The sequence below is a fragment of the Allocatelliglobosispora scoriae genome (genome assembly GCF_014204945.1).
Classification (GTDB): domain Bacteria; phylum Actinomycetota; class Actinomycetes; order Mycobacteriales; family Micromonosporaceae; genus Allocatelliglobosispora; species Allocatelliglobosispora scoriae.
This window is the reverse complement of the sequence record NZ_JACHMN010000002.1, coordinates 432,042-453,448: the sequence shown is the minus strand read 5'-3', so window position 1 is coordinate 453,448 and position 21,407 is coordinate 432,042. Positions and strand designations below refer to the sequence as shown.

Sequence of the window (21,407 nt, the reverse complement as noted above, 5' to 3'; positions counted from 1 at the left end):
GTTTCGACGCAAAAACCGCTCCAATATCTGGCATTGTGCATTGGGAGCGCTCCCGATAACATCGGCCCGGGAGTAAAGCATCAATACGCGACTATCGGGGCGCCATAGGGCGGGCGCTGCGACCGAGCTCGATCGTCGCGTACCTCGTCGTGAAATTGCGACGTCGCAATGCCGCGTAGGCGGCGCTATCACCTCGGTCCGACGCCGGTGGCACCGCTGTGCACCGGTAGCCCTTCGATCAGGAGTCCCAGAATGCTCTCTCGAAGAATCGCCGTGGCCCTCGCCGCAGCGACCGCCGCCGGTGTCACCGGTGCCGGCATCCTCACCGCCACCAGCGCCCAGGCGGCCGCCGGGTGCCAGGTCGCCTACTCGGTCACCAGCTCGTGGGGCGGCGGCTTCGGCGCCGCGGTCACGATCACCAACCTCGGCGACCCGGTCAACGGCTGGACGCTGCGCTGGTCCTTCACCGCCGGGCAGACCGTCACCTCGGCCTGGAACGGCGTCGCCAGCCAGTCCGGGCAGCAGGTCACCGTCACCGACGCCGGATACAACGCCGCCATCCCCACCGGCGGCAACACCGCCTTCGGCTTCAACGGCTCGTGGAACAACTCGAGCAACCCGGTGCCGACCGTCTTCACCCTCAACGGCGTGACCTGCACCGGCGGCGTCTCCTCGCCGTCACCGTCGGCACCGGCGTCCCCCTCGGTCTCACCCCCGGCGTCGCCGTCCAGCCAGCCGTCCCCGTCGCCGTCGACCTCGACCCCGCCTCCGTCCGGCGCGAAGCAGATGGAGCGGCTCAACCGGGGGCTGATCAGCGTACGCAGTGGCAGCGGCAACCTCGTCAGCTGGCGCTGGCTCGCCGGTGACCCGTCCGGCGTCGGCTTCAACGTCTACCGCGGCAGCACGAAGGTGAACTCCTCGCCGATCACCGGTTCGACGAACTACCTCGACGCGGGGGCCGCCGCCGGGTCCGCCTACACGGTGCGGGCTGTCGTCAACGGGGCCGAGCAGTCCGCCTCCGAGGCCGCGCTGCAGTTCGCCAACGGCTACCTCGACGTGCCGATCCAGAACCCCAACGCCTCCCTCTACGCCGCCAACGACGCGAGCGTCGGCGACCTCGACGGCGACGGGCAGCTGGAGATCGTGCTCAAGTGGGACCCGTTGAACTCCAAGGACAACTCGCAGTCCGGCGTCACCGACGTGGTCTACGTCGACGCCTACAAGCTCAACGGCACCCGGCTGTGGCGCATCAACCTCGGCCGCAACATCCGGGCCGGCGCGCACTACACCCAGTTCCAGGTCTACGACTACGACGGCGACGGCAAGGCCGAGGTGGCGATGAAGACCGCCGACGCCACGGTCTCCGGCACCGGGCAGGTCATCGGCAGCTCCAGTGCCGACTACCGCAACTCCAGCGGCTACGTGCTGACCGGGCCTGAGTACCTGACGATGTTCAACGGGCAGACCGGTGCGGCGATGTCGACGGTCAACTACGACCCGCCGCGCGGCACCGTCTCGTCGTGGGGCGACAGCTACGGCAACCGGGTCGACCGGTTCCTCGCCGGGACGGCGTACCTCGACGGTGTCCGGCCCAGCCTGATCATGTCGCGCGGCTACTACACCCGGACCGTCATCGCCGCCTGGGACTTCCGCAACGGCACCCTGACCAAGCGCTGGACCTTCGACTCCAACAGCGCCGGCAGCTCCTACGCCGGGCAGGGCAACCACCAGCTCGCCATCGCCGATGTGGACGCCGACGGCAAGGACGAGATCATCTTCGGCTCGATGTGCATCAACGACAACGGCCAGCCGCTCTGGAACACCGGCAACGGGCACGGCGACGCCCTGCACGTCGGCGACCTGGTCCCGTCGCGGGCGGGGCTGGAGGTCTTCAAGGTCGACGAGGACGGCAGCAAGCCCTCGTCGTGGCTGGCGGACGCGCGTACCGGTCAGGTGCTCTGGACCACTCCCGCCAACGGCGACAACGGCCGCGGCGTCGCCGACGACATCTGGTCCGGCAACGCCGGAGCCGAGATGTGGTCCTCCGCCGAAAGCTCGCTGCGCAACGGCAGCGGCTCGACGCTGGGCCGCAAGCCCGGCTCGGCGAACTTCCTCGCCTGGTGGGACGGCGACCCGGTGCGGGAGCTGCTCGACGGCACCCACATCGACAAGTACGGCACGTCCGGCGACACCCGGCTGCTCACGGCAGCGAGCGTGCACTCCAACAACAGCACCAAGTCCACGCCGTCGCTCTCCGGGGACATCCTCGGCGACTGGCGGGAGGAGGTGATCTGGCCGACGACCGACAACACCGCGCTGCGGATCTACTCGACGCCGACCGTCACCGACCGGCGGATCACCACGCTGCTGCAGGACCCGACCTACCGGGTCGCGCTGGCGTGGCAGAACACGGCTTACAACCAGCCGCCGCACACCGGGTTCTTCCTCGGCGACGGCATGGCCACCCCGCCTCGGCCGGTCATCTACCAGCCCTGACGCCACCGTAGTGCCGCGCGGGCACCCGCCCGCGCGGCACTACGCTTGGATCATGGAAGCGGGGCGGGTATGGGTGGTGGCGGGGCCGCCGGGGGCTGGGAAGACCACCGCGGCGCGGGCGCTGGCGGGGCTGCTCATGCCGCCGGGGGCGCTGCTGGACAAGGACACGATCTACGGCGGCTTCGTCGCGGCGGCGCTTGTCTCGGCCGGACGCCCGCCGGGTGAGCGCGAAGGCCCCTGGTACGACGTGCATGTGAAGCCCCACGAGTATGACGGGATGGCGGCGACGGCGCGGGAGATCCGGGGCTCGGGGTGCCCGGTGGTGCTGTGCGCACCGTTCACCAGGCAGATCCGGTCGACCACGGCGTGGTCATCCCTTGTGGATGCGGTGGGCGGGCCGTCGGTGTCGTTGCTCTGGCTGCACTGCGATCCGGTGACGCTGCTGGCGCGGTTGGAGGGGCGGGGCTCGGTGCGCGACGGGCAGAAGCTCGCCGGTTACGCGGAGTTCGTCGCGACCGTCCAACCCGATCTGCCGCCGGTGGTCCCGCACGTGGTGCTCGACAACCGCCGCGATGGGATCGGCGGGGTGCTGGCTCAGCTCCGCGCGGTGGTCGGTGCCGGTGCGGGCGGCGAGGCATGATCGTGCTGTTTCGCGGAAGGTGGCCCATCCAGGTGTGTCCCGAGGGGGCTGTTTCCCGGAAAGAGCGCGATCAAGGCCTCGGCGGCCGGCTTACAGCTTGGCGCGGGCAAGAGCGGTGAGCTCATCGGCGATCGCGGCCCATGCCGGCTCCCGGTCCGCGGTGATCGCGCTGAATATCCGGGGGTACGCCTCCGCGTCGCGCTTGCGCCCCGCATACCGCAGCAGCGTATCGGCGGCGTGGATGCGCACCAGGTACTCCGGATCCCGCACCGCCCGCCCCAGTTCGCCGATGAGCTCGTCAGTCGGTGTGAACCGCGCCAGCGCCATCGCCGCGTCGAGCCGACCGCCCCAGTGGTCGTCGGTGTGCAGGACGCGCACGATGAGCCGGGTCCAGCCCTCGTCACCGGTCATCACCCGCAGCGCCTGCGCGACGCGGATCGCGAAGGCGCCCGACGCGGTGGCGCTCGCGGCCTTCAGTAGTTCCAGGGAACCCTCCGGCGCGCGTCCCGTCTCGGCGAGGACGGCGATCGACTCGGCCGCCACGTGATCGGCGTAGCCCAGCCCGGCGGCGAGCATCGCGGCCGTCTCCGCGGGCTCGGCGGCGCAGGTCTGCAGCAGCACCTGGAACTCCGCACCCTCGTGCCACACCAGGTAGGGATCACCGAAGACCCGCCGCCGCCAGGCGGTCCACTCATCCACGGAAGGCACCGCACCACCTTAGAGCGCCTACGGCTCGGCATCTAAGACCTAGCACCCTAGGAAGCTATAGCGAGCGTGAGCTGAGCGGAGCCGAACAGCCGTTACCCCATGCGTAGCGAAGAGCATGCGTAGCGAAGAGGTGTGACATTCCGGGGCTCCGGACCGTCTTGCCTGGTATGGAAAATCGTCAACGGGGCCTGCCGGGCAAGGGAGATCACGATCGCCACCACCATGACGGACCTGTTCCGGGCGCACTGGTCGGCGGTCTTCGGCTATGTGCTGCGCCGCACCGGGGACCGGGTGCTCGCGGAGGAGCTCGCGCAGGAGACCTTCGCGCGGGCCACCGCCTCGTTCCTGGGCTGGCGTGGCGGCTCGCCGCTGGCGTGGCTCTTCGCGATCGCCCGCAACGTCGTCACCGACCATCACCGGCGCGGTCGGCCGATGGTCGAGCTGGAGGAGTCGCTGCTGCCACCCGACGCGTTCCCGGACGTCGAGGTGGAGACCCGCGACCTGCTCTCCCGCCTGCCGGAGCAGAGCCGGCGGCTGCTGGAGCTCGTCTACCTGGACGGATTCACCCACGCCGAGGTCGCGGCCATGACGGGACGGTCCCCGGCGGCCGTGCGCACCGCCGTCTGGCGAGCCCGGGACACCCTGCGTGCCCTTGCCCTGGAGGAGAAGAACGATGACCGATGAACCGATCCCGGCCTTCCACGTCCCGGCCTTCGACGAGCGGGTCGTGCGGCGGGCGATGGTGCGCGGTGTGGTGCGCACCGGCCTGTTCGCCGCGCTGTCGCTGATGCTGCTGCTGGTGCTCGTGGGCGCGGCCTCCTTCGCCGTGAGCGCGGTACGCGGTGACAAGTTCTTCCTCGTCGCCTACGAGGGTTTCGTCGTGGCGCACCCCGAGTACGAGATCAAGCAGGACGGGAGCTGCTGCGCCACCGGCCCGTTCTTCGGCTTCTCCAACCTGGGGCTCGCCAGCGAGATCACGCTCAGGCTGCAGCCGCGGGGCGCGCTGAACTACACCGGAAGCACCCTGATCACCGTCTCGCAGAACGTGGTGGGGGAGATCGGCACCACCTTCGACGCGGGGCACAGCCCGTTCCTCGACGGCGTACGCCGCGGCCGGCCGACGAAGGACGCGACCGCCGCGTTCGTGAGCGGCCTGCCGACCGCGACCGTGGTCTCCACGCTGATCGAGTTCACCGAACCGCTCACCCCGGAGGGTTTCCGCGAGTTCTTCGCCGCCGCGGTGCCCTATGTGGTCTCCGACCGCAGTGCGCCGGTGATCGTGGTCCCGCCCTACCGGGAGGGCTCCGACAACCCGATCGGCTGGCCCACCCCGGAGCTTCGGGAGCTGCGCGAGTGGGCGGACAAGCTGGGCGGCATCGACGAGGAGCACCTGCGCAGCGTCGGCCTGCCGCCGCTCGCGGTGATCCAGGAGGCGGCGAGGGACGGCCACATCTACGCGTTCGTGCTGCCCCGACTGCCCGCGCCACTATTGAAGGGGCTGCTGGACAACCCGGCGGTCCGCAGCGCCAACGTGCTGGACGTGGCCTTCGACCCCGACCGCCAGACCGCCCGATAGTCGTAAGATCGCCGCAACTCTTCAAGAGTTGTGGCGATCTTGCACTCAACCGAGCGTGAGGTAGGCGAAGCCCATCAGGTCCCGGTGGCCGCGCAGCCAGATGCTCCGCTGGCTGTCGAGCGCGGCGCGGATCTCGGCGGCCTCGGGGTGGTCGGGGTTGCCGATGAGCCACTCCTCGCGGTCGGCGGCGAGGCCGGACTCGAACTCCTCCCACTCGCCCCGGGTCGCGGTCTCGATCCGCAGCGGCCGGAACCCGGCGGCGATCGCCGCGTCGACGAGTCCGGCCAGGTCGGTGCAGTCGTCGGCGGTCATCCCCGGCCACATCAGCGCGAGCCGCGCAGCGGTCGGCGGCTGCTCCCAGAACTCCGCCGCGAAGAGCAGGCGTCCGCCGGGGTGCAGGAGCGCGCGCAGCTCGCGCAGCGCCTCGGTGATGCTGCCCAGCGCGTGGTACGCCCCCACGCTGATCACGACATCCGCGCTGCTCAGGTGCTCCTTCGCCGGTCCGTGGACGAAGGTGGCCCGCTCGGCGAGCCCGCGCTCGGCGGCGTTGGCCCGTCCGCGCGTCACGTCGTGCTCGTGCTCGTCGACACCGGTGCCGCGCGCACCCGGTGCCAGGGCCAGGATCCGCAGCAGCAGTTCGCCCCATCCGCAGCCCAGGTCGAGTACGGTGCCGGGCCGCCGCCGGGCGAGGTCGGCGGCGAGCCGGTCGGCGCGTTCCCCGCTCAGCGGCGACATGAAGGCCAGGTGCCTGCCCGTACCGGGGCGGGGTGCGTCAGCCATGGTGGCGGCCCGCCAGGTAGGCGTCCTCGGCCGCGTAGTCGAAGGAGCCAGCGAAGAACTCCTCGTCGAAGCCGGGGCCGGCGACACCGCCGCCCACGAGCCAGTCGATCTCCTCGGCGACGGTGGCGGCGTAGTCGCCGACCGGCACGTATCCGAGTTCGGCGGCGGCGGTCATGTCGAGCACGATCGGGTAGGCCCGGTCCCATGGATGCCGGCCGAGCCGGTCGTCGTCGAGCAGGACCTCCTCCCACTCGTGGCCGAGGTGCGTGGCGACCGCGCGGGAGATGTCGAGCCCGCTGGGCGCGTCGGGGTCGGCGCTGTTGAGGATGCGCGCGCCGGGTTTCGCGGCGACGATCTCGATCAGCGCGGCGAGGTTGGCGGCGGCGGTGGTGTGGTCGACACCCGCGCCGCGGTGCGCCAGCAGGAGGTGTTTGCGCCCGTCGAGGACCCGCTTGACGAAGACCCATTCGCGGGCGCGGACGGCGCCCTCGCCGTGGATCTTCGACGGGCGCAGCACCGTCACCGGGTGGCCGCTGCCGAGCAGGAGCTGCTCGGCAGCTATCTTGTTGGCGCCGTAGCCCTCGCGGGAGTTGAAGTCGCCGTCACCCGGCGCCATCGTGGGCTGCGCCTCGGTGATCGGTCCGTCGAAGCGCGGCGGCGTGTCGGTGTTGGAGTGGTTGCCGTCCGCGTCGACGTAGACGGCCTTGCTGGAGATCATCACCGTCGAGCCGGAGTCGGCGGCGAGCGGCAGCAGGGCCTTGGCGTCGGCACCGGTGTAGCAGATGCAGTCGACGAGCAGGTCGGCACCGGCGCCGAGGGCCCCGCGCAGCGCGGCGGGGTCGTGGCGGTCGGCGTCGAGGAAGCGGCCACCGGCGGCGGCGATGTCGGCGGGCAGGCGGGCCGGGTCGCGGCCGGTGACGTCGACCTGCCAGCCGGAGGCGAGCAGGCGGCGGGCGGCGGCGCGGCCGACGAGTCCGGTACCGCCGAGGATCAGAGCACGAGGCATCCGGCGACCCTATCCCGCAGCTCGCCGCCGGTTCGCCGGAATTAATCAGCACCAACTCTTCAAGAGTTGGTGCTACGGCGCCCGCGACTGGGCGCAACTCTTCAAGAGTTGGTCCTAAAAGCCCGTTAGACCAACTCTTGAAGAGTTGCGCCGATCTTGGGCGGTGGGCGAGGGGTGATGGCGACGGGGTTTGCCGAGCAAGGGTGTACGCAAGGGTTGTCCCGGGTGGGGTGAGGGCTTAGCGTGACGGGCGTTCGCCCAGCACGGAGGTGCGATGGTCCGGATCAGCAGATTGGCCCTCGTCGAGCAGGTCCAGCGGGAGCTGGCCGCGTCCGGCCGCGTCACCCTGGCCGGTCCCGCCGGCATCGGCCGGTCGACGCTCCTCGCGGACGTGGTCGCTGCGCTTCCCGGGCGGGTCCGGCATCTCCGCCCCGCCCCCACCGACTGCGCCGTTCCCGGTGCCGCGCTGGCGGCGCTCAGTGAATCCTGTGCGTTGCCCGTCGCAGCGACGGGCAACGCAGAAGACTCACTGCGGCTACGGCTGTCGGTGCGGGACCTGGTGCGGGAAGCGGAGGTGCTCGCGATCGACGACGCGCATCTGCTCGACGAGCTCAGCGCCGATGTGCTCGCCGCCGCCGTGCACCACACCGGGGTGCGGGTGATCACGACCGTGCGCAGCCCGGCCGCCGAGCGCATCACCGGCGCGCGGCCGTTCGCGGTGCCGCCGTTCGACACCGACCAGGTGGCGGTGCTGCTGGAGGCGCACGGGTTGGCGTACCGGCTGGCGGGTCGGGTGCACGCGGCCAGCGGCGGCATCCCGAGGCTGGCGCTGGAGCTCGGCCAGGCCGTCGCGGTTCCGCAGGCCGCCCTGGAGCTGCTGGCACCGCTGGACCATGACGCCCACGTGACGCTGCTGCTCGCGGCGCTCGCCCAGCGGCCGACGCTGAGGCTGCTGCGGCGGGCCGGGCGCGGCGGCGCCGACGAGCACATCGCGGCGGCGGTCGCGGCTGGGCTCGTCTCGATCACCGACGACGACCAGGTGGTGATCCGGGCCGGTGCGGTGGCATCCGCCCTGGTCGCCAGCGCCACGGCCGGCGAGCGCGCCCGGTGCCACGGGGCACTCGCGGCGGCGACCGAGGACCCGACTGCCCGGCTGTGGCACTTCGCGTCGATGCGCCACACCCCCGACGCCGAGCTTGCCGGCCGGCTCGCCGCGGCAGCGGCCGGGAGCCGCGATCGCGGCCTGCCGGTCCGGGCCGCTGAGCTGGCGCTACGTGCCGTGGACCTGGCCCCGGTGACGTCGCCGGACGGCACGGTGAGCGGCTGGCTCGCCGGTGCCGCGGTCGATGCCGCCGCCGGTGGACGGGCCGACCTGTGCAACCGGGCGCTGAGTCTGCTGGAGTCCTCCGGCGCCGCCCGCGCCGACATCGTGCGGGCCCGCATCGCCGCCGTCGACGCGGCCGGGCAGGCCCTCGACGGGCTCGACGAGCTGCTGGCGCGGGCCCTGGTCGAGGCGACCGGGTTGCCGGAGCTGCTCGCCGCCGTGCACCTGCGGCTCGCGCTGCGCGCCAACCTCGCCGAGGGCTCGCCGGACCGGGCCAGCGCCCACGCCCGCCACGCCGCGCAGCAGGCCAGACGCGCCGGGGACAGCACGGCGCAGGCGCAGGCGTTGACGATGCTCGCCCGGATGCAGCGGATCCTCGGCGACCCGTCGGCCGAGTCCACCCTCGCCGAGGCGCTCGCGCTGAGCCCGGAGCCGCCCGTGGTGGACCTGCGCGACTCGCCGCACTACCTCGCCGTCCGGCACGCCGTCTTCGACGACCGGCTCGACGACGCCCGGTCGGCGCTGCTGGAGCTGCTGCCGGTCGCCGAGGTCTGCGGTCTCGCCGAGGACATGGTGGACATGCTGCGCAGCCTCGCCGAGGTCGAGGTCCGCACCGGGCGCTGCGGCGCCGCGATGGTCCACGCCGCGCGGGCCCTGGGCATCTGCGAGGGCGCGGGCATGTCGCCCGGTCCCGGCTGGTTCACCGCGGCGGTCGTCGAGCTCGCCGGCGGGTCGCTCTCCAAAGCCGACGGGTACGCCCACCGCGCCGTGCGTGCCTCCGCCGAGGAGCGCGACCAGGTCTACCTCGCCCGGGCGCTGCACGTCACGGGGCTGATCCGGCTCGTCGGGCGGGATGCCGTCGGTGCCGTGGAGGTGCTGCGGAGGGTCCGGACACTGGAGATCGCCCAGCACGTCGTGGACCCGTCGCAGCTGCGCTGGCACGGCGACCTGGCCGAGGCGCTGGTGGCGATCGGGGAGCTGCCGGAGGCGTACCGGACGATGGTGGAAGCGCGACAGGTCGCGGCCCGGCTGGGACGGCGGGGTGTGCTCGCGGCGCTGGACCGCGCGGAGGGGCTCTACCGGTCGGCGGCGGGCGACGGGGCGCACGCGGTCGCTCTGCTGCACCGCGCGGATGAACACTTCGCCCTGCTCGGGATGCCCCTGGAGCGGGGGCGGGCCCTGCTCGCGCTCAGCGTGGCGCAGCGGCGGCGGCGGCACCGCAGCGCCGCCCGGGAGGCACAGCAGCAGGCCGTCGCGGTCTTCACCGAGATCGGCGCCGCCAACTGGGCGGAGCTGGCGCGGGCGACGTTCGACGGGGAGGCGGGGCCCGCCGTCGGCGAGCTGGGCCTCACCGACGCCGAGTCGCGGGTGGTGGAGCTGGTCGGGCGGGGCGCCAGTAACCGGGAGATCGCCGCGGCGCTGTTCCTCAGCGTCAAGACCGTCGAGGCGATGCTGACCAGGATCTACCGGCGGCTCGGCGTGCGGTCGCGGACCCAGCTCGTGACGCTGCTGCGCGGCGCCGGCTGACGCAAGGGGTTTCCCTGTTTCGTCGCGCCCCCCGATCGGCGACATTGGACGCACCGGTGCCACGCATCCGCTGTGCGGTGGCCCGCCGTCGTCGGTCGCGATGACGGTCGGAGGAGGGGCGTCGGAGGGTGCGGTGTGGTGCCCTCCGACGCCGTCCCTGGGAAAGGGGTCGGGTGCAGGAGATCCTCGAAGCCGTCCATGCGGCTGCGCGACCGTGGATCGGCGCGGGCGCACCCGCACCGGGCATCCCGGCACTGGCCCGGGTCGACGGCGCGTCGTTCGGGGTGGCGCTCGCCACCGTCGACGGCGCGGTGCTCGGTGCCGGCGACTGGTGCGTACCGTTCAGCGCGCAGAGCATCACGAAGGCGTTCTCGCTGGCCCTGGTCCTGTCGCAGGACGGCACCGCGGCGTGGGGGCGGGTCGGGCACCGGCCGTCGAGCCACCGATACAACGCGCTGTCCGAACTGGAGGCCGAGTTCGGGATCCCGCGCAACCCGTTCCTCAACGCAGGCGCCCTCGCCGTCGTCGACCGGCTGCTGGAGATCACCGGCGGTGACGCGTGCGCGAGCGTGCTGTCGCTGCTGCGTACCGAGGCCGGGAACGCCACGATCGGCGTCGACGAGCGGGTCGTCGCGGACGAGCTGATCCACAGCGACCGCAATGTGGCGATCGCGCACCTGATGGCCGCGTTCGGCACGCTGCGGCACCCGATCTCGGTGGTGATGGAGCACTACGTGAGCCAGTGCGGGATCGCGGCCAGCTGCCGGGACCTGGCGCTCGCCGGGCTCTTCCTGGCCCGGGGTGGCCTGCGCGCCGACGGCAGCCGGCTGCTCGCGGGGACCGACGTGCGGCGGCTGCACGCGACGCTGCTCACCTGCGGGATGTACGGCGCCAGCGCGGAGATCGCCCACCGGATCGGCCTGCCGGCGAAGAGCGGGGTGGGCGGGGGAGTGCTGGCGGTGGTACCCGGGCGCGGGGTGCTGTGCGCGTGGTCGCCGGGGCTGGACGCGGCGGGCAACTCGATCGCTGCGGTGGCGGCGCTGGAGCAGTTCACGTCGATCACGGGCTGGTCCATCTTCTGAGCCCGGCGTGGGGGATGCTTCGCCACCGAGGTGATTACCATGCCGTCATGACATCGCTGAGCAGCCGCTATCTCGCCGGTGACCGAGAAGAGGTCTGGACCGAGATCCGGCTCATGGGCGAGGTCCGGATTCACCACGCCCACGATGTCCGCTCGGTGGCGACCGAGACGATGCGCAGGTTCGGCCGCCATGTCGACCGGCTCGCGGACGCGTACGCCGAGGCAGGGCTGGTGAGCACCATCCCGATCCGGACTCCGGCCACCGACGAGGACCGCCAGGAGTTGGCGCGGCTGGAATCCGAGATAGGACCGCTGCCGGCAGCGTTGCGCGCCTGCATGACCGAGGTCGGCGGAGTCTGGTTGGCGGGAGACTGCGCGAAATTAGGCCTGTTCTACGACGAGCGCGAGCCGCAGCCTGCCGCACCGGTCCACCCGGATCCGCTGGTGCTTCCCGATGCGCGGTGGCTGCGCTACGAGTGGACCGAGTTCTGCGACGACGACGAACGCGATCCGGATGAGGCGTTCTGGTTCGCGTTCGCGCCCGATGAGCACCACAAGGCCAACATCAGTGGTTCGACGCAGCTCATTGCGCTCCCGCAGCCCGTCGGGGACCCGGTCCTGGAGGGGGTTCGTCAGCTCCGCGGTCGCGACGTGAGCCTCGTCGAGTACCTGCGCCTGTCGGTGGCGTGGGCGGGTTGCGCCGGCTGGTCGCTGGCGCCGGAGAGTATGCCTGCTGCGCTGGAGCCGTTGCGCGTGAGCCCTGATTTCTAACGCGCCTGGTCGTCTGCCCCTGCCGCGCTGCTTGATCGTGCTCGTTCGCGGAAGCCGGCCCCTCGTGCTGTTCGGGAGGGGCCGGCTTCCGCGAACGAGCACGATCAAGGGCTCGGCGAAGAGGTGCCGGGGAGGGCGGGTGGCACCGGTTAGCCCGCATCTCGCGCCCCCTTCGCACCAGCTCAAGCTGTGCCGCGATGCCGTGCCTGCCGCGCTGCCGTGCCTGCCGTGCAGTCTTGCCTGCCGCGTTGCTGTGCCTACGGCGCCTATCGCGCTGCCGCGCATGGCGGGCCCGACTGGGCTCAAGGTCGCGCTGTTTCCCGGAAACAGGGCCCTCAGGAGGTGTCGGAAGGGCCGGCTTCCGGGAAACAGCGCGACCTTGAGCCCCGCACGGAATGCTGGCCAGGTCCCGCCGCGCTGGCGGCACGCACCTCCGCACCTGCATGATCGCGCTGTTTCCCGGAAGCTGGCCCTTCCCGACCGGCGCGAGGGGCCAGTTTCCGGGAAACAGCGCGATCATGCAGTGAGGTAGGGGCAATTTCCCGCAACGAGCGCGATCATCTGCCGCTGCCGCTGCCGCTGCCGCTGCCGCTGCCGCTGCCGCTGCCGCTGCCGCTGCCGCTGCCGGGCATGGGCCGGGGCAGCGCGAGGTGCGAGCTTAACCGCCCTCCCCGCCACCTCTTCGGCGAGCCCTTGATCGTGCTGTTTCCCGGAAGTAGCCCCTACCAACCCAGCGGGAAGGGCCAGCTTCCGGGAAACAGCGCGATCATGCAGCGAGGTAAGCGCAACTTCCCGCAACGAGCGCGATCACCACGCAGAGCGCACCCGGACAGACCGGACAGCCCGGACATCCCGGACAGCACTAAGCTGTGGGCGCCCGCGCGAACCCGGCGGGCGCCCACAGAACCTCCCTACAGCGTGATGGACCAGCCGCTCAGGCTGCCGAAGTTCCACGAGCGCACATCCGTGGCCCGCAGCTTCCATACCCCGGCGGCGGGAGACGACACCCCGGTCACCGTGTAGGTCCCGCCGGTGTAGTTGGTGCACCCGCTCCCGCCGGACGCCTTCACCGGGTAGGTCGACCCGTTCGGCGCGACCAGGACCAGCCCCACCTCCTGCCCGCACCAGTGCGAAGCGGAGACGGTCAGGCTCACCGTCGAAGCAGCGGAACCGGTGGCGGTGGAGGTCAGGGGAGAGTCGACTGTCCCCGGGTCCGGGATGAAGACGACCGCCGACGTGCTGAAGACCCGCCCGCCACCACCGGGCAGCGTCGTCGCGGTCACGGCACCCGATGCGGCGGAGACGTTGCCAGCCGCGTCGCGTGCCTTCACCGTGAACGTGTAGGACGTGCTCGCGGCGAGCCCGCTCACGGTCGCCGAGGTCGAGGCGCCGGAGGCGACGACGGAGGAGCCCTGGTAGATGTCGTACGCGGTGACGCCGACGTTGTCCGTGGAGGCGTTCCAGGCGAGCGAGACGCTGCTCGCCGTCGTGCCGGTGGACCGGAGGTTCCCCGGCACGGTCGGCGCTTGCGTGTCGCCGCCCCCGCCCGGCTGGGTCGTCGCGGTGACGGCACCGGATGCGGCCGAGGTGTTCCCGGCGGCGTCGCGTGCCTTCACCGTGAACGTGTAGGACGTGCTCGCGGCGAGCCCGCTCACGGTCGCCGAGGTCGAGGCGCCGGAGGCGACGACGGAGGAGCCCTGGTAGATGTCGTACGCGGTGACGCCGACGTTGTCCGTCGACGCGTCCCAGGCGAGCGAGACGCTGCTCGCCGTCGTGCCGGTCGAGCGGAGGTTGGCAGGCACGGTCGGCGCCTGCGTGTCGCCGGTCGGCGGTGCGTCGGTGACCAGCGTCAGGCTCCACTTGGCGAGCGCCTCGTTGACCGGCTGGAACCAGGCCTCCTGCTGGCCGCACGAGTCGCCGTAGCCGCCCTCGTGCAGGCCGACCGCCTTGCTGTCGCTGGGGGAGACCCAGGAGCCGCCGGAGTCGCCGCCCTGGCCGCAGGCGCTGGCGTAGGTGAGGCCGCCGACGCTGAAGCTGCCGTAGTTGACGGTCTGGTTGACCTTCGTCACGGAGCCGCACCGCCAGTGGCTGGTGGCACCGGAGTGGCACACCGCCGTACCCACGACTGCGTCCTTGGAACCGGTGAGCCGCACGTCGGCTTGCGAGCCCCAGGCCGTGACGACCGGGGTGAGGGTCCACGCGGACTCGGTGACGTCGATGAGTCCGAAGTCGCCCTCGAGGGCGTTGATCGAGCGGTTGCCGCCGACGTTGGAGGTGCCGATGCGGGTGCCGTCCTTGCCGTAGGCGGCCTGGTTGACGTCGTTGGTGCAGTGTCCGGCGGACAGGAAGTGGCGGTTGGCGCCGTTGTTGCTGGTCACGGGGAAGCCGATGGTGCACTGGCTCTCGGTGCCGGGCTTCCAGGAGTCGCCGCCGCGCACGTCGCCGCCGTGCTGCACGGGTGTCTGCGCGCCGTCGACGACGGTGACGGCGGGGCTGATCGCGCGAGCCCTGGCGAGGAACGCGTCGGTGGCGGCGTCGTGCCGGTTGACGCTGATGACGACGGTGTCGCTCCGCGCGTCCGGACCCCAGCCGGTGACGCCGCTCGGCGCACGCAGCGTGCGGACCTGCTCGGCGATGGCGGTGAGCGCGCCCAGGCCGCGGTTCACCCGGACCGGCTGGGCGCCGGCGGCGCGGGCCCGGTCGGCTCCGGCGTCGTCGGTGACCGCGATGGCGAGCGTGCCGGTCGCGGCGTCGAACCAGGTCTGCGCGGGGTCGACGCGCAGCCGGTCCAGGACCTGCTGGGCCCGGACCTCCTGTGCGAGCCGGGCTTTCGCGGCCGGGGCGGAGAGCCCGAGGTCGCGCTGCACGGCGGTGAGCAGCGGGGTGGAGACGGCGTCGGGGACGGGGCGTAACGCGTGTGCGGGTGCTCCGGTCAGAGCACCCGCGACACCGAGGACGATCGCGGCGGTGACCGCGACATGCCGGGGGCTGGACATTCTCATTGACACTCCTCGAACGGAATTGATGTGTCCGAGGCTATGAATGGCTGTGAGCTGCCGATAGCGGGGAAACCCTTGCTACGCGCACTGCTCCCCGGCGCAGCGCCGCGCGGCCGCGAGCTCGTCGGCGCGCGTCCCGGTCGCCGGGTCGTTGCCGGCGTCGCGGTCCCCGAGCAGGTTGGTGAGCTGCCAGGGGTCGCGGGCGAGGTCATAGAATTCGCGGCCGGTACGCCGACCGCGCCCGTCGACGTACTCCGTGTACTGATCCTGGCCGGGTCGGTAGGTCGACGACCAGGTCGGGTAGGACCCGTTGGCGGAGTCCTTCCAGTATTCGAGCAGGATCTCCGCGCGCCGCCGCGAGCCGAGCAGGCTGTGCCCGTCGACGGTGTAGCCGGGGCGGATCCCGGTGGCGTCGAGGACCGTCGGTGTGACGTCGAGGGTGGCGGCGAGCCGGTTGTCGGTGCGGGCGGCGACGTGTCCCGGCCAGGACAGGCACAGCGGTACCCGGTAGGACGGCTGGTAGGGCGTGAACTTGGAGCCCAGGCCGTGCTCGCCCCAGACCTTGCCGTTGTCGGAGAGGAAGACGACGAGGGTGTCGTCGAGCAGCCCGCGGTCGGCGAGGTGGTCGTGGAGTTCGTCGATCGCGTCGTCGGCGGAGAGCAGCGTGCGCAGCTGCGCGGTGCGGGTCGCCTTGCCCTCCTTCGCCGAGACGCTGTATTTGTGCACGTAGTCGGGCTTGTCGCCGCGATCGGTCTCGGCGACGGCCGGGTTGCCGCCCCAGGGGAAGTCGCGGTGGGCGTAGCGGGGTTCCGGTGTGTAGGGGGAGTGCGGCGCGGTGAACCCAGCCCAGATGAACCAGGGGCGGGAGCTGTCCTTGGCGAACCCGTCGATGTAGCGGCTGACCTGGTCGGCGACGAAACGGGTCGCGTAGGGCGCGCGGGTGCCGTGGCCGTCGACGTTGAACAGCGCGTCGGCGTACCCGCCGGTCTGCAGCGCCCAATGGTCGAAGCCGGGCGGGCGCTTGCTGATCGGCCAGGTGTTGAAGAGCTTGCCCACGGCGGCGGTCTGGTAGCCGGCGGCGCTCAGCTCGTGCTGGAGCGTGCGCCCGTGGTCGTAGGCGCCGATCGCGTCCTGCCGCAGCACCCCGTGGTTGTGCGGGTACCGCCCGCTGAGCAGCGTCGCCCGGCTCGGCCCGCAGCTCGGTGTCGTGGCGACGGCCTCGGGGAAGCAGGTGCCGTCCTTCGCCACCCAGTCGCGGGTCTTGGCGAGCACCGGCATCGTGTCGATGCGGGCGTCGTCGAGCACGATCATGAGTACGTTGGGCGGCTGCGGCCGGGCCGCGGTGGCGGAGGGCGACGCGACGAAGCCGGCCGCCGTCACGGCCAGCACCGCCAGGACCCGTCGGGCACGTCGAAGAGCACGCTGCATGCGCCGAAATATCCCATTAGCCCGTCTGTCTGCGGCTCAGCCACACCGATTAACAGTCGTGACCACCTTGTGAACAACCCCGCGCGCCCTGTCACGTTTTGCTGCAAAGCGTGGCCATCTCGCTCCGCGAGGCCACGCTTTGCAGCAAAACGTGACAGGGGTGGGACGGGAGAGCGCTCCACGAGCGGGGCGGGTTAGGGTTTCCCGCTGTGGACGACACGACGTGGCACGGACCCGGCAAGCACGAGCGGCCCCGCGGCCGTCGGGCCTGGTGGCTCGTAGCGCTGCTGGTCATCGCGGTCCTGGCCGGAGCGACGGTCCTCACGACGCGGCTGCTCACCGACCGGCCGTCGCCGACCGCGCTGCCGGCGCCGGTCGACGCGCCCACCGCCGACGGCACCCCGTCCGGTCCGCCGCCCACCGCCGCGGGCTCGGCGACGCAGGCACCGAGCGCCAGCGCCGTCCCCCGGTCGTCGGCGTCGGCGTCGGCGTCGGCCAAGGCGAGCCCGCCCGCGCCGCGGCCGCCGGGCAGGGCCACGCCGAAGAAGGGCGTAAGCGTCTGGGACTTCCCGGGCATCGGCCAGGCCCTCGCCGACGTCCGCGCGTCGTGGTATTACAACTGGTCGTCGGGTCCGTCGCGCAACGCCGGCAGCTCGGCGAAGTTCGTGCCGATGATCTGGGGCCCGAAGTCGGTCACCGACAGCGAGCTCGCCCGGGCGAAGGCGAACGGGTCGGTGCTGCTCGGCTTCAACGAGCCCGACTTCGCCAGCCAGTCCAACATGACCGTGGAGAAGGCGCTGGAGCTGTGGCCCCGGCTGCAGGCGACCGGCATGCGCCTGGGCAGCCCGGCGGTCGCCGTCGGCGGGGACCGGGCGGGCGGCTGGCTGGACCGCTTCATCAGCGGCGCCCGCAGCAAGGGGCTGCGCGTCGACTTCATCACCCTGCACTGGTACGGGTCGGACTTCAGCGACGCCGCAGCCGGGCAGCTCAAGGGCTACCTCCAGGCCGTCTACAACCGGTACCGCCTGCCGATCTGGGTCACCGAGTACGCCCTGATCAGGTGGGGCGGCGGCGGGGCGGCGTTCCCCAGCGACGCGCAGCAGGCGTCCTTCGCGACGAAGTCCACGGCGATGATGGAGAGCCTGTCGTATGTGGAGCGGTACGCGTGGTTCGCCCTGCCCACGCCGACCGAGGGCGGCCAGGGGACGGGGCTCTACCGCAACGGCACCACGCCGACGGCGGCGGGGAGGGCCTACCGCGCAGCCGGTTAGCGACATAATCGGCGCATGCGCAGTGTGACCTACTCGATGACCATGTCGCTGGACGGCTACATCGTCGGGCCGGACGGCACCTTCAACTGGATGGCGCCCGACCAGGAGATCTTCGACCTCGCCACCGACGAGGTGCGCGGGGCGGGCGTCCATCTGCTGGGCCGGCGGCTCTACGAGTCCATGCTGTACTGGGAGACAGTCGACCAGAGCCCGTCGCTCGACTTCTCGACCCTCGACTTCGCCGCCATCTGGAAGGCGCTGCCGAAGGTGGTGTTCTCCACCACGCTGTCGGCGGTGCAGGGCAACGCCCGCCTCGCCTCCGGCGGTCTGGCGGAGGAGATCGAGCGGCTGCGAGCCGACCCGGCGCAGAGCGATATCGCGATCGGCGGGGCGACCCTCGCCGCCGAGGCGGCCGCGCTGGGCCTGATCGACGAGTACCGGATCAGGGTCGTCCCGGTGCTGGTCGGGGGCGGCACGCCGTTCTTCGCCCGCGATGAGCACCGGGTGGACCTCGACCTCGTCGAGTCCCGCACCCTGGCTTCGAAGGTGGTCTACCTCCGCTACCGAGTGGTCCGATGAACGCCCGATAACGCGGGTGGCACGGACCTAGGAGAAGGAGACCTGGTCCTGGCCCTGCGACTCGTCGCCCGATCCACCGACGAAGCAGATCCTGCTGTATTTCGCCAGGACCAGCTTGCCGTCGCGGGCGTCGTCGCCATTGTCGAACAGGTGCAGCACGTGGTCGTGGTCCTTGACCCGCCAGCCGTTGCCGTCGCCCATGTCCTCGACCGTCAGGTTGCGCCGGTCGTAGTCGGAGCACAGGTCGTCGAGGCCGGGGATGGTCGGCTTCGAACCGGTCTCGTTGCGCCAGTAGTCGAAGATGTAGGAGTACTTCTCCTCGCGCGAGTTGTCGCGTCCGAGGAAGCAGTGCTTGCGGTAGCGCTTCGCCAGCGCCAGGCCCTGCTCGCCGACCTGCTCGCCGGGGCCGCCGTGCAGCCGCAGGACCACCTTGGACCCGTCGTTGACCTGGTAGATCCCGGCCTCGTAGTGCACGCTCAGGTTGCCCGGGTTGTAGGAGACGCAGTCCTCGGGCGCGGGCCAGGAGGCCGCGGCGGGCGAGGCCGACTTCGCCGGTGAGGGCTTGGCCGGTGCCGAGGTCGCCGGGGCCGCCGAGGAGCTGCCGAGGTCGGTGGAGACCGTCGGCGGCGAGGTGGCCGAATTCTGCTGCTTGTTGGCACAGCCCGCACCGGCGGCGATGACGAACACCGCGGCCAGCGGGGCGAGGATCGTCATACGCCGCATGCGCGTGATGGTAGGCGGCTGCGGGAGGGACCGCAGTCGGGTAGCCGTCTCCGGTACGGTGGCGGCATGGCCGCTCCCGAGGTGACCCGTGCCGACCTGCCCTTCCATGGCGCAGAACGACTCCAGCTCGACGCGTGGCTCGATTTCCACCGCGACACCCTGCTGATGAAGTGCGCCGGTCTCACCGCGGCGCAGCTGCGGACGCGTTCGGTCGAGCCGTCCACCCTCAGCCTGCTGGGCCTGGTCCGGCACATGGCCGACACGGAGCGCTACTGGTTCCGCCGCCAGTTCGCCGCGGCCCCCCTCGGCTCCCTCTACTGGACCGACGACGGCGACTTCCTCGGGGTCGACACCGCCGACCCGGACGCGGATTTCGCCGCCTACGCCGCGGAGGTGCGGGCCGCCCGCGAGACCACGGCGGGCCGGTCGCTGGACGAGACGTTCACCAGCACCCGCGGCGTCACCATCGACCTGCGCTGGGTCTACCTGCACATGATCGAGGAGTACGCCCGGCACAACGGCCACGCCGACCTCCTGCGCGAGCGCATCGACGGCGCCACCGGCGTGTGATGGAGGAGCTGCTGCGCGGCTGGGTCCGGGCCGACTTCGGCCTCGACCTCGTCTCCCTCGACGAGGTGGGTCACGGCGCGGACGACGCCGCCCGCCTGTGGCGCGGCCGGGGCGCGGGCGGCGAGAGCTTCGCGGTCAAGGTCACCACCGGGGGTACGCCGGCCGGCCTCCTGCTCACCGCCCACCTGGCGGACCGCGGCGTCCCCGGGATCCTGGCCCCGCGGACCACCGCCTCCGGCGCCTGCTGGAGCGAGCGGGAGGGGAGCCGGCTCTCGGTGGTCCGCTGGGCGCCCGGCGACCGAGCCCTGGCCGGCGGCATGACCGGCGCCCACTGGCGTACCTTCGGTGCGCTGCTCGCCGCGGTGCACGCGACCGGGGTGTCCGGGGGACCGGCCGGGCTGCTGCCCCGTGAGGACCACACCCACGACGGGCCGGCCGCATTCGTGCGCACGATCACCGACCGCCTGCGCCGACCGTCGGACGACCTCCTCGTCCGGGCGCTCGCCGAGCGCTGGCATGCGGCGGCGGGCGAGTTGTCGGCGCTGTCCGGCCGCGCCGACGAACTGGGCGGCCGGCTCCGGGACGCCACCGCCGTCGAGGTCGTGTGCCACGGCGACCCGCACCTCGGCAACCTGCTCGTCGGACCCGGCGGCGAGGTCTGGCTGATCGACTGGGACGACGCGGTCCGCGCACCGCGCGAGCGGGACCTGATGTTCGTGCTGGGCGGGGTGCTCGCCTTCGCCCCGGTGACGGCGCAGCAGCGGGCGTCCTTTCTCGACGGCTACGGCGATGTCGGCCCGGATCCGGTCCGCCTCGCCTACTACCTGTGCAAACGCGCCTTGGAGGACCTGGACTGGGCCGCCCGGGTCCTGGACGTCCGCCGGCCGGTGGAGGAACGGACCGCAGCGCTGGAGATCGTCGGCGGCATCCTCTCGCCGGAGGGCATCGTGCCGATCGCCCTGGCGGCTGCTCGGCGCGCTGCCGGGTGAGGAGTCGGGCCCCGGTCCACCACCTGCCTGGTCGAGGACCTGCTGGCAGTAGAACGGTGTCGCCGTGGTTCCTCCTCCTGCGAACCATTACGGGTGGGTGCCGCGTCTGTAGTGCCGAAGGCTCGGAGAACGCTCTCCGACGCATCGGACCTGGAGGAATCATGGCGAAGCGGGCCGGCGTACTCATCGGGATTCTGATGTGCTGGGCGGTGACCGCCTGCACCGCCGACGCACCCGCCGGGCCCGCCGAGGTCGCGGGCCCGGATGCCGGCCAGGCGTGCCCGGAGGTCGCGGGCGGAGGGCTGCAGGTCCGCTTCGGCGCGGAGATCGGCGACGACCTGCGGGGAGTCGAGCTCGGCAGCGGGACGACCGGCGTCGTCCTCGTGCACGAGGAGACCGGGGACGTGTGCGAGTGGCTGCCCTTCGGCGTCGAGCTGATGGCGAAGGGCTACCGGGTGCTCGCCTTCGACAGCGTCGGCAACTCCACCGGCGTCTCGACCGGGTCCAATAAGGACCTGGTCCGGCAGGTGTCGTCGGCGGCGGCGTTCCTGCGGTCGGAGGGGGCGAAGCGGATCGTCCTGATCGGAGCGTCGGTGGGCGGGACCGCCGTCCTGGCGGCCGGACCGGTGCTCACCCCCGCCCCGGCGGCGGTCGTCGCGATCTCGCCGCCGGGGACGTTCGAGGGGATGGACGCACTCGCCGGCGCGGCGAAGCTCACCGTCCCGACCCTGATCATCGCCGCCGAGCGGGACCGGATCATCTTCCCGGACACGCCGGACACGGCGAAGGCGGCATACGAGGCCGTGCGGTCGAAGGCGAAGAAGCTGATCATGCTGGACTCGCTGGAACGCGGGCACAACCTCGTCACCCCCGGCATCGGCACGGAGCCGGTCCGCACCGATGTCTTCGCCTGGCTCACCGCCAACGCCCGCGCATAGG

18 protein-coding genes are annotated in these 21,407 nt (G+C 72.0%); 12 read left to right on the top strand and 6 right to left on the bottom strand.

What is annotated here, in order from left to right:
* The first annotated feature begins 252 nt into the window (after positions 1-252).
* Positions 253-2,496 carry a rhamnogalacturonan lyase family protein gene (locus F4553_RS08030; protein ID WP_184834055.1) on the top strand — a complete coding sequence of 748 codons (2,244 nt, stop codon included), beginning with the start codon at positions 253-255 and terminating at the stop codon, positions 2,494-2,496.
* A gap of 52 nt (positions 2,497-2,548) precedes the next feature.
* Positions 2,549-3,136 carry a P-loop nucleotide/nucleoside kinase family protein gene (locus F4553_RS08025; RefSeq protein WP_184834054.1) on the top strand — a complete coding sequence of 196 codons (588 nt, stop codon included), beginning with the start codon at positions 2,549-2,551 and terminating at the stop codon, positions 3,134-3,136.
* 90 nt (positions 3,137-3,226) lie between these two features.
* Here F4553_RS08025 and F4553_RS08020 read toward each other — a convergent pair whose 3' ends face one another.
* Complete coding sequence (locus tag F4553_RS08020; RefSeq protein ID WP_184834052.1) at positions 3,227-3,844, bottom strand: hypothetical protein; 618 nt, start codon at positions 3,842-3,844, stop codon at positions 3,227-3,229.
* 222 nt (positions 3,845-4,066) lie between these two features.
* Between F4553_RS08020 and F4553_RS08015 the strand changes: the two genes are divergently transcribed.
* Both F4553_RS08015 and F4553_RS08010 read left to right on the top strand, forming a co-directional pair.
* On the top strand, positions 4,067-4,528 hold the full coding sequence (locus tag F4553_RS08015) for an RNA polymerase sigma factor (protein ID WP_184834049.1): 462 nt from the start codon (positions 4,067-4,069) through the stop codon (positions 4,526-4,528).
* Positions 4,518-5,420, top strand: a complete 903-nt coding sequence (locus F4553_RS08010; RefSeq protein WP_184834047.1) for a hypothetical protein — start codon at positions 4,518-4,520, stop codon at positions 5,418-5,420. The genes F4553_RS08015 and F4553_RS08010 overlap by 11 nt, the downstream gene beginning before the upstream one ends.
* A gap of 45 nt (positions 5,421-5,465) precedes the next feature.
* Here F4553_RS08010 and F4553_RS08005 read toward each other — a convergent pair whose 3' ends face one another.
* Together F4553_RS08005 and F4553_RS08000 are read right to left on the bottom strand one after the other, a co-directional pair.
* Positions 5,466-6,200: an SAM-dependent methyltransferase gene (locus tag F4553_RS08005; protein WP_184834045.1), complete on the bottom strand. Its 735-nt coding sequence runs from the start codon at positions 6,198-6,200 to the stop codon at positions 5,466-5,468.
* Complete coding sequence (locus F4553_RS08000; protein WP_184834043.1) at positions 6,193-7,206, bottom strand: NAD-dependent epimerase/dehydratase family protein; 1,014 nt, start codon at positions 7,204-7,206, stop codon at positions 6,193-6,195. Before F4553_RS08000 ends, F4553_RS08005 begins: the two co-directional genes overlap by 8 nt.
* 274 nt (positions 7,207-7,480) lie before the next feature.
* Here F4553_RS08000 and F4553_RS07995 point away from each other — a divergent pair, with 274 nt between their 5' ends.
* The 3 genes from F4553_RS07995 to F4553_RS07985 all read left to right on the top strand — a co-directional run bounded on the left by F4553_RS07995 (position 7,481) and on the right by F4553_RS07985 (position 11,909).
* Positions 7,481-10,057, top strand: a complete 2,577-nt coding sequence (locus tag F4553_RS07995) for a helix-turn-helix transcriptional regulator (protein ID WP_184834041.1) — start codon at positions 7,481-7,483, stop codon at positions 10,055-10,057.
* A 173-nt stretch (positions 10,058-10,230) separates the two neighbouring features.
* Complete coding sequence (glsA, locus tag F4553_RS07990; protein ID WP_184834039.1) at positions 10,231-11,139, top strand: glutaminase A; 909 nt, start codon at positions 10,231-10,233, stop codon at positions 11,137-11,139.
* A gap of 47 nt (positions 11,140-11,186) precedes the next feature.
* The gene (locus F4553_RS07985) at positions 11,187-11,909 is read left to right on the top strand and encodes an SMI1/KNR4 family protein (protein WP_184834036.1); all 723 of its coding nucleotides are present in this window, start codon (positions 11,187-11,189) and stop codon (positions 11,907-11,909) included.
* 911 nt (positions 11,910-12,820) lie between these two features.
* On the opposite strand, the gene F4553_RS07980 is transcribed toward F4553_RS07985, so the two are convergent.
* Together F4553_RS07980 and F4553_RS07975 are read right to left on the bottom strand one after the other, a co-directional pair.
* Entirely contained in the window at positions 12,821-14,911 is a 2,091-nt protein-coding gene (locus tag F4553_RS07980; protein ID WP_184834034.1) for a fibronectin type III domain-containing protein, read from the bottom strand.
* A gap of 75 nt (positions 14,912-14,986) precedes the next feature.
* Entirely contained in the window at positions 14,987-16,336 is a 1,350-nt protein-coding gene (locus F4553_RS07975) for a sulfatase-like hydrolase/transferase (RefSeq protein WP_184834032.1), read from the bottom strand.
* 209 nt (positions 16,337-16,545) lie between these two features.
* On the opposite strand from F4553_RS07975, the gene F4553_RS07970 reads away from it, so the two are divergent.
* A complete protein-coding gene (locus F4553_RS07970) occupies positions 16,546-17,607 on the top strand; it encodes a glycoside hydrolase family protein (protein WP_312875134.1) in 1,062 nt (353 codons plus the stop codon).
* Positions 17,608-17,622: 15 nt separating this feature from the next.
* A complete protein-coding gene (locus F4553_RS07965) occupies positions 17,623-18,186 on the top strand; it encodes a dihydrofolate reductase family protein (protein WP_184834030.1) in 564 nt (187 codons plus the stop codon).
* Positions 18,187-18,213: 27 nt separating this feature from the next.
* Here the strand turns inward: F4553_RS07965 and F4553_RS07960 are convergent, their stop codons facing one another.
* Positions 18,214-18,909: a hypothetical protein gene (locus F4553_RS07960; RefSeq protein ID WP_184834028.1), complete on the bottom strand. Its 696-nt coding sequence runs from the start codon at positions 18,907-18,909 to the stop codon at positions 18,214-18,216.
* Between the two features lie 66 nt (positions 18,910-18,975).
* On the opposite strand from F4553_RS07960, the gene F4553_RS07955 reads away from it, so the two are divergent.
* The 3 genes from F4553_RS07955 (at position 18,976) to F4553_RS07945 (ending at position 21,406) form a co-directional block, all read left to right on the top strand.
* Positions 18,976-19,479, top strand: a complete 504-nt coding sequence (locus F4553_RS07955; protein ID WP_184834026.1) for a DinB family protein — start codon at positions 18,976-18,978, stop codon at positions 19,477-19,479.
* Positions 19,479-20,468: an aminoglycoside phosphotransferase family protein gene (locus F4553_RS07950; protein WP_184834024.1), complete on the top strand. Its 990-nt coding sequence runs from the start codon at positions 19,479-19,481 to the stop codon at positions 20,466-20,468. The genes F4553_RS07955 and F4553_RS07950 overlap by 1 nt, the downstream gene beginning before the upstream one ends.
* 161 nt (positions 20,469-20,629) lie before the next feature.
* Entirely contained in the window at positions 20,630-21,406 is a 777-nt protein-coding gene (locus F4553_RS07945; RefSeq protein WP_184834022.1) for an alpha/beta hydrolase, read from the top strand.
* The last annotated feature ends 1 nt before the right edge of the window (position 21,407 follow it).

Coding starts and splice junctions, on each gene's coding strand:
- F4553_RS07965 (WP_184834030.1), top strand. CDS start 17,623: ATGCGCAGTGTGACCTACTCGATGACCATGTCGCTGGACGGCTACATC.
- F4553_RS07945 (WP_184834022.1), top strand. CDS start 20,630: ATGGCGAAGCGGGCCGGCGTACTCATCGGGATTCTGATGTGCTGGGCG.
- F4553_RS07955 (WP_184834026.1), top strand. CDS start 18,976: ATGGCCGCTCCCGAGGTGACCCGTGCCGACCTGCCCTTCCATGGCGCA.
- F4553_RS08025 (WP_184834054.1), top strand. CDS start 2,549: ATGGAAGCGGGGCGGGTATGGGTGGTGGCGGGGCCGCCGGGGGCTGGG.
- F4553_RS07995 (WP_184834041.1), top strand. CDS start 7,481: ATGGTCCGGATCAGCAGATTGGCCCTCGTCGAGCAGGTCCAGCGGGAG.
- F4553_RS07950 (WP_184834024.1), top strand. CDS start 19,479: ATGGAGGAGCTGCTGCGCGGCTGGGTCCGGGCCGACTTCGGCCTCGAC.
- F4553_RS08005 (WP_184834045.1), bottom strand. CDS start 6,200: ATGGCTGACGCACCCCGCCCCGGTACGGGCAGGCACCTGGCCTTCATG.
- F4553_RS07960 (WP_184834028.1), bottom strand. CDS start 18,909: ATGCGGCGTATGACGATCCTCGCCCCGCTGGCCGCGGTGTTCGTCATC.
- F4553_RS07975 (WP_184834032.1), bottom strand. CDS start 16,336: ATGCAGCGTGCTCTTCGACGTGCCCGACGGGTCCTGGCGGTGCTGGCC.
- F4553_RS08010 (WP_184834047.1), top strand. CDS start 4,518: ATGACCGATGAACCGATCCCGGCCTTCCACGTCCCGGCCTTCGACGAG.
- F4553_RS08030 (WP_184834055.1), top strand. CDS start 253: ATGCTCTCTCGAAGAATCGCCGTGGCCCTCGCCGCAGCGACCGCCGCC.
- F4553_RS07980 (WP_184834034.1), bottom strand. CDS start 14,911: ATGAGAATGTCCAGCCCCCGGCATGTCGCGGTCACCGCCGCGATCGTC.
- F4553_RS08000 (WP_184834043.1), bottom strand. CDS start 7,206: ATGCCTCGTGCTCTGATCCTCGGCGGTACCGGACTCGTCGGCCGCGCC.
- F4553_RS08015 (WP_184834049.1), top strand. CDS start 4,067: ATGACGGACCTGTTCCGGGCGCACTGGTCGGCGGTCTTCGGCTATGTG.
- F4553_RS07985 (WP_184834036.1), top strand. CDS start 11,187: ATGACATCGCTGAGCAGCCGCTATCTCGCCGGTGACCGAGAAGAGGTC.